Raw genomic sequence first — 14,594 nt, forward strand, 5'->3', positions numbered from 1 at the left:
ACCGGGCCGCCCTCAGTGCCCCAGCGTGACGGGGAGCGACTGCGACCCGGCGACGGGCCCGACGAAGGCCGCCCCGGCGATCTGGTTCCCGTCGCCCCGGGTCAGGAGCGATCCGAAGGCGGGGTCCCCGGACGCCGAGACGATGTAGCCGGCCACCGGCGATCCGTCGAGCGAGTCCGCTGCGTCGAGGACCGCCGTCGTCCCTCCCGCCACGTCGATCGTGACGGCAGGGTGCTGGCGGCCGTCCTCGGTCACGGGGACGGCGCGGATCTGCGCGCGGCCCTCGGGAACGCCGAGCACGATCGAGCGGGAGCCGAGGCTTCCGACGGGGAGGACGTGGGTGTCGCCGAGGCGGACGGACGCCCCTGGCGCGGCGAAGTCGAGGGGCTCGGCGGCGTCGAGCCCCCGCGGGACGTGGGCGCCGGCGGTGAAGGACACGTCGGCGGCCGCCGAGACGGAGTACGTCCCCGCCGGCAGCCCGGCGAGGGAGACGGTCGTGACGGCGCCAGCCTTGGCAGTCACGACGCCGCCGCCCGGCAGGGCGACCGGCCCGTTCCGCCCGTACACGCGCAGCTGCACGACGGCGTCGACGGCGCCCGGGACGGTGAGCTGGACGGACGCCCCGGCGTCGGCGAAGCCCCTGCGGGAGGCGAGCTCGCGGGCACGGTCAGGGTCCTGGAGCTCGATCCCGGTCACGGTCTGGCGGGTCGCCGGCGCGACGGCCGGCGTGATGAACTCGACGCCGCCCGGGGTCAGGCCGCGCAGCGTGGACTGCTGGACCGAGGCGGCGACGGGGCCGCCGCGGCTGCGCACGTGCACCGACAGGCTCGACTGCCCGGGCAGATAGCCCGCCAGCGCGACCGACTTCGACGACCCGGGGGCGACCTGCAGACCGCGGCTGCCCGGGGGCGCCTGTTCGAGGCGGGCGTCCCCGAAGAACTCGAGGTCGACGGTCGACGGCGTGCCGCTCGTGTTCGTGAGGGTCAGGACGGAGGTGCGGCCCACGAGGGTCGAGGCGCCCACGAGCCACTGGTCGTTCGACGGCGGCGTGCACGAGGCCGTGGCGAGGCCCCTGAGGTCGCCGTCGCCGGCCGAGAAGCGGAAGAGCGCCGCGGCCGACGACGCCCGGCCGCCCTCGGCGTCCACGTCGAGGGCGGTGGGGGCGTCCACGGCCTCGCGCGGGATGACCGAGGCCCGGGGCAGGGACCCGCCGCCGGTGTCGGCGAGATTTTCATCGACGGTGCGGAGCACGTCCCCGTCCGGGGTCTCGAGCGTGCCGGGCGGGATGGCTCCCGTGGCCGAGGAGGGGATGACGGCGCTCAGCGAGCTCTCCGCCGTCGTGCTCACGGGGCTGAACTGCGCGTCCCCGGCGACGGGCGTGCCCTCGAGCAGCCGCGCTGGCCCCGGGCACGTGCGCACGGTGTTGCCCGCCGGCACCTCGGCGGCCCGCGGCGCACCCGGCGACAGGGACGACGGCGCGGGCAGCGCCGAACCGGCGACGGCCAGCCCGGCCCCGGCGGCGACGAGGAGCGTGCCGACGGCGGACGAGACGGCCGCCCGGACTCGGCGGCGTTTCCGGGCGGTGCCCTCAGACGCGGGTTTCATGGCCGCGGGCCTCCTTCCCCTCTGCGGCGGTCTGCCGGGTCTCGGGCAGGATGTCGTCGAGTGCGCTGGCCCCCTGCCCGCGCGGGGCGTCGTGCCCCGCGCCCGGGCCGCGCCGGGTCTCCTTCCGGGCGGGGCCCGTGGCGCGCCGGGCGGGCCCGGGCGCCGCGTGGGCGGCGCGGGCCCTCGCGGCGAGCTCGACCCGCAGAGACCCCCCGCCGAGTCCCGGCGTCGTCGCGCTGCGCCGCGTGCGGGCCGGGACGGACAGGAGCAGGGTCACGACCAGGACGACCGCGGCGATGAGGCCGAGGGGCCCCGCGGCAGGATGCGTGTAGCGGACCTCGAGGCGCCCGCCGGCGGCGGGAAGCTTGAACGCCTGGGCCCAGCCGTCGGCAGAGTCCCTCCCCTCGGGGAGGGGCTGGCCGTCCAGCTTCGCGGCCCACCCCGTGCTGGAACGCTCGGTGAGCACGAGACGCCGGCCCTCGGCGCCCGCCGGGATGTCCGCCGAGATCCGCTCGGGCCCCGAGGGGACGAAGGCGAGGGTCCTGCCGCGCGAGTCAGTGATCCGGGCCCGGTGGGCGATGGCGAGGCCCTCCGCGGCCTCGCCGGAACGCGGGGTCACGCGCCAGAGCCAGCCGGCGTCGGTCCGGCCGACGGTGACGAGCCCGGGGACGGCGTCGACGCGCGAGGCGAGCAGGGCGTCCGAGGCGTCGCGCTCCTGGAGCACGACGAAGCCGACGCCCAGGTCCTCGAGCGCGGCGCCGGGGTCCACGCCCTGGGCTGCCGCGATGGTGGCGGCCGCCCCGCGGACGGAGGCGTCGGCGGCGTCGTCGTCCGCGATGCGCTCCTCGCCCCACTCCCCCGTGATGCGGCTCGCCGAGGCGGCCGCGGAGAGCGCGTCGAGGGTTGTGCCGCCTCCGCGCATGAGCGAGGCCACGACCCCGCCGCCGTCGGTCGTGCGCAGCACGAGCGTGCGGGTCTGCTGGGTCCCGACGCCGAGGTCCGAGGCGGTGGCCGGGAGGGTGCGTTCGCGCGACGGCGCGAGGAGGAGGTCGGGCCCGAGCCCTGCCGTGGGCTCGGCGGCGGGCAGGACGCCCGCGGATGCCCAGTGCGCGAGGGCCGCGACCGGGCCAATGCCGGCCAGGGCGAGCGCGGCGGCCGCGCCGGCCGCGGCCGCGAGGCGGCGCCGGTCGCCGGGGTGCGAAGCGGGCCTGGCGGCCAGGGCGCGGCGGTGCTCGAGGACCCGGTCGGCGCCGAGCACCGCGGCGGCGAGGAAGCCGAGCATCCCCGCGCCGACCGCCGGGCCCGCGAAGGGCGCCACGAGGCTGTCCCCGGACACGGCGGTCGGGATGCGGGAGACGGCCCATGCGTAGGCGAGGGCGAGCACGCCGGCGCCGACGAGCGCGCGGGCGGCCGCGCCGCGCCGCCCCTGCAGGAGGACTGCGGACGCGGCGGCGCCGGCGAGGACCGGGGCGCCGAGAGCGAGGGCCGCGACGAGGGACCAGGGGATGCCGGCGGGGAGCCAGCCGATGCCCGCCAGCCCTGCGCCGGCGTCGAAGGCGGCGGGCTGGCCGAGCGCGAGCTGCCACGGGGCCGCGGGCGCCGAGGCGAGCGGAACCCCGGGGTCGGCGATCCACGCGCGTGGATCCTCCGGGGCGGAGAACCACACCGGCAGGAACAGGGCGACGGAGGGGACGAGCGTCCACCAGAGCGAGCGGGCCCGGGACCGCAGGGCGACGGTCCCGACGAGGACGACCCCTGCCGCGAGGGGGAGCAGGGACGGCGCGCCCGCCGTCACGACGGCGAGGGCAAGGCCGCCGGCTGCCGCGGCCGTCCACGACGGCACCCCCCCGGATCCGGGCCGGGGCGCGCGGTCCGGCCCGAGAGTGCCGCGCACGCGCGCGGCGCCGACGGCGCGCAGCATGCCGAGGAGCGCCCACGGCAGAGCAGCATGCGCGAGGACAGCGCCGAGCCGGCCCTGACCGACGGCGACGAGCAGGACGGGCGCTGACGCCCACACGAGGGCTGCGAGCGCGCGGGGCGAGCGGTGGGAGGTCAAGGACGCCGCGAGGCCCCACGCCCCGAGGGCCGCGAGCGGCGCTGCCGCGAGGAGGGCGACGACGACCGCCCGGTTCCCGTCGCCGAAGCCGAGGAGCCCGAGGAGGACGAGGAGGAGCCCGAAGGGGTCGCCGTGGCCGGGGTGGCCGGCGTCGGCCTGCGTCCACCAGCCGGTCGCGTGGGCGAAGAGGTCGGGGATGGCCTCGGAGACGGGGAGGAGGGCGCCGCCCGCGGCGGCCGGGGCGCCGAGGAGTGGCGCGAGCGCGATCGCCGAGGCCAGGAGCGCGGCGCCGGCGGCGACGAGGGCGCCCGTCCCGACCCACACCCGGGTCGCCACGGCGAGGGCCGCGAAGTCGTGCTGGGAGTCGCCCGTCGGCTCGTCAGGGCCATCCGCGCTGCCGCTGCCGTCGCCGACGACCGAGTCCGACTCGGCGGCGGCGGACTCGAGGAGCGCTCGGCGGTACGCCCAGATCTCCGCGCGGGAGGTCGCGAGTGCGCGCAGGATCGAGCGGGAGACGGTCCGCGTGCGGGCCGCGCGGCGCCGGCCCCGCAGCAGCGGGCCGACGGCCGCGAGGGCCGCGAGGCTCGCCCCGAGGCGCGCGGCGCCGAGACCGGGCTCCTTGAGGATGATCCCGGCGAGCAGCTGCCACAGCCCGCCGAGGAGCGCCCCGATGGACTGGAACGGGAGCTGCCACAGGGGCGCGTGCTTGAGCCGCGAGTACACCTCGGCGCGGCGCGCGGAGTAGGCCGTGCCCGCCGCGTGGGGACGCTGGGCGCGGTAGATGCGGGCCGAGGGGACGACGACGACCCGGTGCCCGGCGAGGCGCACGCGCCAGCAGTAGTCGACGTCGTCGCCCGTCGCGGGCAGCGCGGGGTCGAAGCCCGCCAGCCGCTCCCACACGTCGCGGCGGACGAGCATCCCCGCCGAGTTCACGGCGAAGACGTCGCTGCGGGCGTCGTGCTGGCCCTGGTCCTGCTCGTCGACATCGACGAGCGCGAGCCGCTCGGCCCAGCGGCTCACGGAGAGGCCGACGTCGAGGAGCCGACGGGGCTCGTCCGCGTCGAGCTGCTTGCAGCCGGCCACGGCGACGCTCGGGGCGCGCTCGACGGCGGCAAGCAGCTCCGCGAGCGCGTCCGGGGCGGGCGCCGAGTCGTCGTGCAGGAGCCACACCCACTCGGCCGCGGGGTCGGGCCCCGCGGGTGAGAGCATCCCGAGGCCCCGGCTCACCGCCCCGCCGAAGCCGCCCGGGCCCCGGGAGACCACGAGGGCTTCCGGGCCGAGAGCGCCCTGCAGGAGGGCCGCTGAGCCGTCCCGCGAGCCGGCATTGACGCCGATGGCCGCGTCCGCGGGGCGGGTCTGGGCCGCGAGAGCGGCGAGGGTCGCTGGAAGGTGGGCTTCGCCGTCGTGCGCAACGACGACGGCGGTGACGCTGACGGACTCCAGGATCAGACCGCCCGCTTCCGCAGCCGGCGGCGCTCGCGCTCGGAGAGACCGCCCCAGATCCCGAAGCGCTCATCGTTCGCGAGGGCGTACTCGAGGCACTGGGCCCGCACGGCGCAGGATCCGCACACCTTCTTGGCGTCCCTGGTCGATCCGCCCTTCTCGGGGAAGAACGCCTCCGGGTCCGTCTGGGCGCACAGCGCGTCCGCCTGCCACGCGAGCTCGCCCTCTTCGGGCTCGCCCGGCTGCGCCAGGCCGATCAGGACGGGCTGGACCCCGTGCCGCTCCGGGCTTGCGAGGAGCGCGAGGGCGCGCTCGACGGCGTCGTCCCCGGCGTCTTCCTCAGCGTCTTCCTCGGCATCGTCGTCGAGGTCCTCGGGCTCGTCGTCCTCGTGCGCCGTGAGGAAGGCCGTCGCCGCATCCTCGAGCGACTGCACGGACATGGCCGTGTACCTCTCACGTGCTTCCGGGTCTGCCGGGTCGACATACCAGTCCGCAGGAATCCCCCTCGACCGATACGTAGCCGATGCCTCTCGCGCAACGGCCGACTCATAGTGGATACGCTCCGCCTGTCCCACGGTGCTCCTCCTCGGGTCGTCTTCTGCTGGGCGTGCCGCAGTTGACCAGCGCCGGGAGGAATCCCGGTGCCGGGTCCCCCCAGTCCACCGGATGAACGCTTCATCCGAGGACCGCCGGCGTAATTACTGTCCCTGCTAATTACATGCTTGTAAGTCCGGCCGCGTCAAGCCGCGGCGGCGAATTCTAGCGATGCGGCCGCCGCCTTTTCCGAGGCAACACGCCAAGACGTCGCTCGGGCGCCGGAGACGGCGCAACGGGCCCGCGGTCCCGCGGGAGTCGCGGACAATATGCGGGGCGCGGGAATTACCCCGTCACGGGGGCAAAACCCGAGAGAAGCACTCCCGGCAACGGGGCCAACGCGCTCACTCCCGGAAGAGTTCCCCGCCCGTTCCACAGCCCACGAGCCTGCAAATTCCCCGCGTTTCCCGTCGGCGCAATTTCGCGACGTTCGCCGCACCGTTCCGCGCAGGCAGGGAGACGGACAAGAATGGGGTCCATGGCTTCCACGATCCTCGACCTGCTCCACCACCTGCGCAGCGGCAACTCGGGCGCCCCGCGGCTCACCTGGTACGGCCCCGGCGGCGAGCGGGTGGAGCTCTCCGGCCGCGTCCTGGACAACTGGGTCTCCAAGACGTCGAACTTCCTCACCGAAGAGCTCGACGCCGAGCCGGGCACCCGGGTGCGCCTCGGCCTGCCCCCGCACTGGAAGACAGCCGTCGTCGCCCTCGCGGCGTGGCAGGCTGGCGCGGTCATCGTGGACGACGGCGACGCGGACGTCACCTTTGTCGGCCCGCCCGGCGCCGCGGGAACCTCTTCCTCGGACGCTCCCTCCGGGGGAGCGGCGGCGCACGGCGGGAGCCTGATCGCCGTCGCGCTCGGGGCCCTCGAGACGGCCTACCCCGGGCCCCTGCCCGGTGGTGCCCTCGACTACGCGGCGCTCGTGCGCCAGTTCGCGGACTCCTTCGACCCCTTCGACGTGCCCGCCCCCGGCGACGAGGCCCTGAGGACCCAGGACGGGTCCTTCACGCAGTCCTCGCTCCTGAGCGGCTTCGCGACGCCCACCCCGTCCGGGGCCCGTGTCCTGATCACGGCGGGCGACGGGCTCCCCGCCGTCCTCGCGGGCCTCCTCGGCGCGTGGGCGGCCGACGGCTCGGCAGTCCTCCTGCACCCCGAGGTCGAGGCCACCGAGCACCTCCGCCGGATCGAGCAGGTCACGGGCTGAGCGGCGCGGGTCAGCCCCCGTCCACGGCCCCGCGCTCGACGGTCGCTTCCGGGGCGCCGGACGCAGCCCGGTGCTCCGCGTGGTGGTGGTGGAGCTCGATGAGCTCGTGGTCGCCCTCGAAGCCGGGCTCGGCGTCGAGCTCCTCGTTGAAGACCCAGAAGCGGTAGGCGAAGAAGCGGAAGATCGTCCCGAGGATGAGGCCGACGATCGATCCCGCCACGAAGATCGAGACCTTGTCCGTCATATCGAGGATGTACTTCGTGAAGCCCACGCAGCCGGCCGCAATGAGCAGGCCGATGCCGTTCATGATCGCGAACATGATGGCCTCGCGTACGGCGTTGGCCTGCTTGCGGTGGCGGAAGGTCCAATAGCGGTTGGCCACCCAGGAGAAGATGCTCGCGACGACGGTCGCGAGCGACTTGGCCCACACTTCGCCGCTGTGGAGCGGACCGTTGAGCAGCCAGATGAACACTGCCGAGTCGATCACGAAGGCGATCCCGCCGACCGTTCCGAACTTGGCGACCTCACGCCAGAAGAGCGAGACGAGGCCGCGCAGTCGATCGGAGATGGTGCTGATCATGATCCTCCACAGGTGGTGTCCGGTCCCCCGCAGGCACGCCAGACGCGGCACGGGGCTCGTGAATTGTACCGCCGCCCCCTTGGAGGGGGCCGAGGGCCCGCGGCCGGTTGGGTAGGCTGTGGGGGTGAGTTTTCCTGTGATCGGTGTCGTCGGCGGCGGCCAGCTCGCCCGCATGATGGCCCCCGCCGCGACTGCCCTCGGCCTCGAACTGCGCGTCCTCGCCGAAGCGGAGGACGTCTCGGCCGTCCCCGCCGTCCCCACCGCCCCCGTGGGCGACTACCGCAGCCTGAAGGACCTCCGCGCGTTCGCCCGCGGCGTCGACGTCCTGACCTTCGACCACGAGCACGTCCCCACGGAGCACCTGGCGGAGCTCATCGACGAGGGCGTCAACGTCCAGCCCGGTCCTTCGGCCCTCGTGCACGCGCAGGACAAGCTGCGGATGCGCGCCGCGATCGAGGAGCTCGGCCTGCCGAACCCGCGCTGGGCGGCCGTGCACCACGTCGAGGAGCTCGTGGAGTTCGGCGAGCGGGTCGGCTGGCCGGTCGTGCTCAAGACGCCGCGCGGCGGCTACGACGGCAAGGGCGTGCGCGTGCTGCGCTCGCCGTCGGACGCCGAGGAGTCCATCGACTGGTTCGGCACCATGACTCCGCTTCTGGCCGAGGAGCTGGTCGAGTTCTCCCGCGAGCTCTCCGCCCTCGTGGCCCGCACGCCGGACGGCGCGTCCCGGGCCTGGCCTGTAGTCCACACGATCCAGGTCGACGGCGTGTGCGACGAGGTCATCGCCCCCGCCCCGGGGCTCGACCCGGAGGTCGCCCAGGCGGCCCAGACGGCAGCCCTGCGCATCGCCGAGGAGCTCGGCGTGACCGGCGTCATGGCCGCCGAGCTCTTCGAGACGCCCGGCCGCGGCGCGGGCTTCCTCGTCAACGAGCTGGCGATGCGGCCGCACAACACCGGCCACTGGACACAGGACGGGTCGGTCACGAGCCAGTTCGAGCAGCACCTGCGCGCCGTCCTGGGCCTTCCCCTCGGGGCGACGGACGTCCTCGGCGACTGGGCCGTCATGAAGAACTACCTCGGCGGCGCGAACCAGGACCTCTACAGCGCCTATCCCGCGGCCCTCGCCGCTGACCCGCGGGCGAAGGTCCACGCGTACGGCAAGTCCGTGCGCCCCGGCCGCAAGATCGGCCACGTCAACCTCGTCGGCGGGCCCGGCTCCGACCCCGAGGACCTGCGCGCCCGCGCCGCCCGCGTGGCCGCGATCGTCCGCGACGGAGCCCCCGCCCCCACAGAAGCCACGACCCAGGAGAACGCATGAGCACGCCCGCAGGGCACGGCACGCACGAGACAGCAGCCCAGCCCCTTGTCGGGCTCGTCATGGGCTCGGACTCGGACTGGCCCGTCATGGAGGCCGCGGCCGACGTCCTCGCTGAGTTCCGCATCCCGTTCGAGGCCGACGTCGTCTCGGCGCACCGCATGCCGGAGGAGATGATCGCGTACGGCAAGAGCGCCCGCGAGCGGGGGCTCCGCGCGATCATCGCCGGCGCGGGCGGCGCCGCGCACCTCCCGGGCATGCTGGCCTCCGTCACGACCCTCCCCGTGATCGGCGTCCCCGTGCCGCTCAAGACGCTCGACGGCATGGACTCCCTCCTGTCGATCGTGCAGATGCCCGCCGGCGTGCCTGTCGCAACCGTCTCGATCGGCGGCGCGCGCAACGCCGGACTCCTCGCGGTCCGGCTCCTCGCCTCGGCGCCTGACGAGCTCGGCGAGCGGCTCGCCGTCGAGCTCGCGGACTTCGCCGCGGAGCTCAACGCGACGGCCACCCGCAAGGGCGAGGCCCTGCGGCTCAAGGTCGCGGACGTCTTCTCAGCGGACCACGCCCAGGCCCGGAGCGCCCGCTAGGGCAGCAGCCAGGACACCGAGGAGGAGCATGGCCCTGCACAGCCCCGGCCGGATGCACCAGACGGAGCCGATCCGCTACCCGGAGACGGCCCCGCCGTCGATTCTGACCAAGCGGGCGGTCATGCTCCTGGTCCTCACCGTCGTCCTGCCCGGCAGCGCCCAGCTCGTGGCGGGCAGCCGCCGGGCAGGCCGCCGGGCCCTCGCCGTGACGCTCGCGGCGTGGGCCGTGCTCCTGGTCGTGCTCGTCGTCAGCCTCGTGAACCGGGCCGCGGCGCTGACGATCGTCACGCACCCGGTCATCTCGCTCGCTGTCATCGCGGTCCTCGTGCTGCTCGCCGTGGCGTGGGCCGCCCTGTTCCTCGACACCCTGCGTCTCATCCGCGTCCCGCTCCTCGCGCGGCGCATGCGGCCCGTCATCGTCGTCGCCCTCGTCGCCTCGATGATCCTCACGAGCGGGAGCCTCGCCTACGCGGCGTACCTCATCGGCGTCGGCCGCGGGGCGATCGGCAGCATCTTCGGCAGCGGGCCGGCCATCGATCCCGTGGAGGGCCGGTACAACTTCCTTGTCCTGGGCGGGGACGCCGGCGCCGACCGGCTCGGCCGCCGGCCGGACAGCCTCTCCGTCGTCAGCGTCGACGCCACGTCCGGCCGCACGGCCCTCATCTCGATCCCCCGCAACCTGCAGAACGCCCAGTTCGCCGAGGGTTCGCCCATGCTCGAGGTCTACCCCAACGGCTACAGCTGCGGCGACGCGTGCCTCATCAACGCGATCAACACCGAGGTCAATGAGAACTACCGCGACCTCTACCCCGGCTCGGATGATCCCGGCGCGCAGGCCACGATGGAGGCTGTCTCCGGGACGCTGGGCCTCACGATCCAGGCCTACGTCATCGTGGACATGGGCGGCTTCGAACAGCTCATCGACGCCCTCGGCGGGGTGCGGGTCAAGGCCGGCGGCTGGGTCCCGATCAGCGGCGCGTCCCTGGACGACGCGGGGACCCACGCCCAGCCCGAGGGATGGATCGCCCCGGGCGAGCAGACCCTCGACGGCTTCCACGCGCTCTGGTACGGGCGCAGCCGCGAGTTCGCGAGCGACTACGACCGCATCGCCCGGCAGCAGTGCATCCAGCAGGCCATGATCAACCAGCTCAACCCGGCCAGCGTGCTGACCAAGTTCCAGGAGATCGCGGACGCCGGGACGAAGGTCGTCGAGTCGAACATCTCCTCGACCCAGCTCGGGAGCTTCGTGGACCTCGCCCTCCAGGGCAAGGGCGAGCCCGTGAACCGCCTCGTGATCGGCCCGCCGGACTTCGACGCCTCCTTCCCCACCTACCCCGACTTCGAGGCGATCCATGCCAAGGTCGACGAGGTGGTGTCAGCGAGCACGGGCTCGGCGGGCGACTCGTCGCCCTCCGCTGACGGCTCGAGGGACTCGGCGCATGCCCAGGCGCGCACGACGGCGCCGCACGCCGGCGGCCCGGGGCTCGCGGGCGGCACGGGGCTCGCGGGCGGCACGGGGCTCGCGGGCGGCGTCGGGCTCGCCGTCCCCGGGCTCGTGGCGCCTGCCCTCGCGGCGCCTGTCCTCGTACCCGAGGGACCGTACAACGACATCGGCCCGGACGGCGTGCCCGTCACGGCGGAGCGGCTCAACCACCTCTTCACCACCGGACAGAACGACCTCCTGACGGCGATCGTCGCCGGCAACGGGGAATGCACACCCCTCTGACACCGCCAGCCTCTGATCCGCCTGCCTCTGACACCGCCTGAAACAGCGAGGACACCCCACATGCACCTGCTGCACAACACCCTGCGCACCTACGCGTGGGGCTCGCGGACGGCGATCGCCGCCCTCCTCGGCCGGGTCCCCAGCGGCGGCCCCGAGGCCGAGCTGTGGATCGGCGCGCACCCGGACTCGCCGTCGGTCCTCGCTGACGGGGGCCAGGGTGCCGCAGGGACGACGCTCGAGGAGTTCATCGCCGCCGATCCGGCCGGCACGCTCGGGCCCGAGAGCGTCGAGGCCTTCGGGGCGCGGCTGCCGTTCCTCCTCAAGGTCCTCGCCGCGGACGGCGCCCTCTCCCTCCAGGTGCACCCGACGCTCGAGCAGGCGCGGGCCGGCTTCGCGGCCGAGGAGGCCGCGCGCGTGGAGCGCTCGGCGCCGCACCGCAACTACCGTGACGACAACCACAAGCCAGAGATGGTCTTCGCGATCACGCAGTTCGAGGCGCTCTCCGGCTTCCGCCGGCCCGGCGAGTCCGCCGTCCTCTTCGAGGAGCTCACGGCGCTGCTGACGTCGGAGGGTGCCGACGAGGCGGCCGAGGTCACCGAGCAGGTGGCCGAGCTCCTGCGCACGCCCGACGAGGCGGAGGCGCTCCGCAGCGCCTTCGCGCGGCTCATCGCGGGCGGGGACCAGGTGCGGGCATGCGTCGACGCGACCGCCGCAGCCCTGCCCGGCTCGGGTACCGCCGATCCGGGCCTGCTCACGGTCGCGCTGCTCGCGGCCGAGTACCCTTCGGACCCGGGCGTGCTCATCTCGCTCATGCTCAACCGCGTCTCGCTTGCCCCCGGCGAGTCCCTCTACCTCGCCGCGGGCAACGTGCACGCGTACCTCAGGGGCCTCGCGATCGAGGTCATGGCGTCCTCGGACAACGTCCTGCGCGGAGGGCTCACGCCCAAGCACGTCGACATCTCCGAGCTCCTGCGCACGATCGTCTTCGCCGCAAGCAGTGCGCCCCGCCTCGAGGCCGAGGAGACCGAGCTCGGACAGGAGCTGTACCGCCCGCCCTTCGCGGAGTTCCAGCTCCAGCGCATCGAGGCCGCCCCGGGCGCGGAGCCCGTGCCGGTCGCCCAGTCCGGGGCCGCCGTCGTCCTGTGCGTGAGCGGGAGCCTCACGCTGGACTCGCCGCGCGGCGACCTAGCCCTCCGCCGCGGGGACAGCGCCTTCGTCCCCGCCTCGGAGGCCCCCGCCGTCGTCCACCCCGGCGCCGACGGGACGCTCGCCTTCGCGGTCACGACAGGCCTCGCCGTCAACCCGCTCGAGGCGCGGGACGCGGGGGTGGGCGCGTGATGGAGCACTTCCTCCAGACCCCCCTGTGGGGCGAGGTCCAGCGTGCCCTCGGCCGCACCGTCGTCGAGCGGGCCGGGTCCGGCTGGCGCTACCTCGCGATCCTCGAGCGCAACGCCCTCGGGACCATCCTGTACGCCCCCTACGGGCCCGTGGCCAAGACCCCCGAGGCGCTGCGCGCGGCCCTCGCGTCCCTCGCGGGCGAGGCACACCGGCTCGGGGCGATGGCCGTGCGCGTCGAGCCGGTCGCGGCGCCCCTGGACGAGGACGTGGCCAGCCTGCGCGCCCTCGGGCTCACACGCGCCCCCTCGGACCAGCAGCCCGAGCGGACGTGGGTCATCGACCTCCGCGGGGACGAGAAGGACATCCTCGGGGCCATGAAGCCCACGAACCGGAACCTGCACCGGAACATCCACAAGAAGGGCGTCTCGATCCGCTCGAGCCAGGACCCGGCCGAGCTCGAGATCCTGCTCGGGTTCCTGCACGCGACGGCGGCGCGGGGCGACTTCACGCCGCAGAGCGACTCCTACCTGCGGACCGTCGCGGAGATCCTCATGCCCGCCGGGGGCGCGAGCCTGTGGGTCGCAGAGCTCGAGGGGGCCCCCATCGCGGCGGCGCTCGTCTACGACACGGCGGACACCCGGACCTACGCCCACGCGGCGATCGACGACACCCATCGCCGCCTCAGCGCGGGCATCCCGCTCGTCGTGGCCCTCATCCTCGACGCGAAGGCCAAGGGGCTCACGTGGGTGGACCTCTGGGGGATCGCGCCCACGGAGCGGCCGGACCACCGCTGGGCGGGGTTCAGCGCGTTCAAGAAGTCCTTCGGCGGCCATGAGGTCGTCCGCACGGGCACGTGGGACCTGCCCGTCAACCGGTCCCGCTACGCCGCCTATCAGGGCATGCGGAGCCTGCGCGGAGTCGTCCGCTCCGTGGCCCGGACGGTGCTCTCACGCGGGAAGGCCCTGCTGCGGCGCGGGTGAACCGGCTGCAGCAGGGCCTTCGGGCCGCCCCTTGAGGGGTCAGATCCTCGCCAGAATCAGGCCTGGCGGGCCCAGGGCTCCCACTTGCTCGCGTGGTGCTCGGCGTCGACGAAGCGGACGGTGCCGGACTTCGAGCGCATGACGATCGACTGGGTCTTGACCCGGTTCTTCTCGTAGCGCACGCCGCGGAGCAGGTCGCCGTCGGTGATGCCGGTCGCGGCGAAGTAGCAGTTGTCGCTCCTGACGAGGTCGTTCGTGGTCAGGACGCGGTCGAGGTCGTGGCCGGCGTCGAGCGCCTTCTGCTTCTCCTCGTCGCTCGTGGGCCAGAGCCGGCCCTGGATGACGCCGCCGAGGGACTTGATCGCGCAGGCCGCGACGATGCCCTCGGGGGTACCGCCGATGCCCATGAGCGCGTCCACGCCGGTGCCCGAGCGGGCCGCCGCGATCGCGCCGGCGACGTCGCCGTCCATGATGAACTTCGTCCGCGCGCCCGCGGCGCGGATCTCCTCGACGAGCGGCTTGTGCCGGTCGCGGTCGAGGACGCACACGTTGACCTGGTTGATCTTGACGCCCTTGGCCTTGGCGATGAGGTGGAGGTTCTGCTTGACCGGCAGGCGCAGGTCCACGAGGTCCGCGGCCTCCGGGCCCGTGACGAGCTTCTCCATGTAGAACACCGCGGAGGGGTCGAACATCGTGCCGCGCTCGGCGACCGCGAGGACGGCGAGGGCGTTGTTGATGCCCATGGCCGTCAGGCGCGTGCCGTCGATCGGATCGACGGCGACGTCCACCTCGGGGCCCGTGCCGTCGCCGACGCGCTCCCCGTTGAAGAGCATGGGCGCCTCGTCCTTCTCGCCCTCGCCGATCACGACGACGCCGTTGAAGTGCACGGTGTGCAGGAAGGAGCGCATGGCGTCGACGGCAGCGCCGTCAGCCTTGTTCTTGTCGCCGAAGCCCACCCAGTGGCCGCCCGCGATCGCGGCGGCCTCCGTGACGCGGACGAGTTCGAGGGCGAGGTTGCGGTCCGGCTCGTCGACTCCGACGTTGAGGGAGCTGGACAGGGTCGAGTACTTGCTGTCGATCGGCGATGCGGGCACGGTGACCTCTTCTTCGAGCGGGCTTTGTGATGATCATAGTCTTCCGCATCCCTCAGGTCCGAGCCGATGACGCCG

General features: G+C 74.4%; 11 protein-coding genes. 6 read left to right on the plus strand and 5 right to left on the minus strand.

Translation table 11 applies throughout. The features are described from left to right. Positions 1–12 precede the first annotated feature (12 nt). Genes BV907_RS13630 through BV907_RS19360 form a run of 3 tightly spaced genes read right to left on the minus strand, consistent with a single transcriptional unit; the run spans position 13 to position 5,679 of the window. Positions 13–1,605 (minus strand): DUF5719 family protein, encoded by a 1,593-nt coding sequence (locus tag BV907_RS13630; RefSeq protein WP_077490288.1) that lies wholly within the window; start codon positions 1,603–1,605, stop codon positions 13–15. Continuing rightward, positions 1,589–5,161: a glycosyltransferase family 2 protein gene (locus tag BV907_RS13635; RefSeq protein WP_077490289.1), complete on the minus strand. Its 3,573-nt coding sequence runs from the start codon at positions 5,159–5,161 to the stop codon at positions 1,589–1,591. Before BV907_RS13635 ends, BV907_RS13630 begins: the two co-directional genes overlap by 17 nt. Then, positions 5,107–5,679 carry a WhiB family transcriptional regulator gene (locus BV907_RS19360; protein WP_077490290.1) on the minus strand — a complete coding sequence of 191 codons (573 nt, stop codon included), beginning with the start codon at positions 5,677–5,679 and terminating at the stop codon, positions 5,107–5,109. The genes BV907_RS13635 and BV907_RS19360 overlap by 55 nt, the downstream gene beginning before the upstream one ends. A gap of 497 nt (positions 5,680–6,176) precedes the next feature. Here BV907_RS19360 and BV907_RS13645 point away from each other — a divergent pair, with 497 nt between their 5' ends. After that, a complete protein-coding gene (locus BV907_RS13645; RefSeq protein WP_077490291.1) occupies positions 6,177–6,902 on the plus strand; it encodes a TIGR03089 family protein in 726 nt (241 codons plus the stop codon). Between the two features lie 10 nt (positions 6,903–6,912). On the opposite strand, the gene BV907_RS13650 is transcribed toward BV907_RS13645, so the two are convergent. After that, complete coding sequence (locus BV907_RS13650; RefSeq protein WP_077490292.1) at positions 6,913–7,482, minus strand: GtrA family protein; 570 nt, start codon at positions 7,480–7,482, stop codon at positions 6,913–6,915. Positions 7,483–7,654: 172 nt separating this feature from the next. On the opposite strand from BV907_RS13650, the gene BV907_RS13655 reads away from it, so the two are divergent. From BV907_RS13655 to BV907_RS13675, 5 genes are read left to right on the plus strand one after another with little or no spacing between them, the layout of a single operon-like run. Continuing rightward, entirely contained in the window at positions 7,655–8,797 is a 1,143-nt protein-coding gene (locus BV907_RS13655) for a 5-(carboxyamino)imidazole ribonucleotide synthase (protein ID WP_245827996.1), read from the plus strand. Beyond that, entirely contained in the window at positions 8,794–9,381 is a 588-nt protein-coding gene (purE, locus tag BV907_RS13660; protein ID WP_077490294.1) for a 5-(carboxyamino)imidazole ribonucleotide mutase, read from the plus strand. Before BV907_RS13655 ends, purE begins: the two co-directional genes overlap by 4 nt. Positions 9,382–9,409: 28 nt before the next feature. Beyond that, positions 9,410–11,107, plus strand: coding sequence for an LCP family protein (locus BV907_RS13665; RefSeq protein ID WP_077490295.1), 1,698 nt, complete (start codon positions 9,410–9,412; stop codon positions 11,105–11,107). 60 nt (positions 11,108–11,167) lie between these two features. Beyond that, positions 11,168–12,445: a mannose-6-phosphate isomerase, class I gene (manA, locus tag BV907_RS13670; protein ID WP_077490296.1), complete on the plus strand. Its 1,278-nt coding sequence runs from the start codon at positions 11,168–11,170 to the stop codon at positions 12,443–12,445. Continuing rightward, positions 12,445–13,425, plus strand: coding sequence for a lipid II:glycine glycyltransferase FemX (locus BV907_RS13675; RefSeq protein ID WP_077490297.1), 981 nt, complete (start codon positions 12,445–12,447; stop codon positions 13,423–13,425). Before manA ends, BV907_RS13675 begins: the two co-directional genes overlap by 1 nt. Positions 13,426–13,481: 56 nt before the next feature. Here the strand turns inward: BV907_RS13675 and glpX are convergent, their stop codons facing one another. Next, positions 13,482–14,504, minus strand: coding sequence for a class II fructose-bisphosphatase (gene glpX, locus BV907_RS13680; protein WP_425441644.1), 1,023 nt, complete (start codon positions 14,502–14,504; stop codon positions 13,482–13,484). Positions 14,505–14,594 lie beyond the last annotated feature (90 nt).

This window comes from Sinomonas mesophila (assembly GCF_001999765.1).
GTDB classification, from domain to species: Bacteria; Actinomycetota; Actinomycetes; order Actinomycetales; family Micrococcaceae; genus Sinomonas; species Sinomonas mesophila.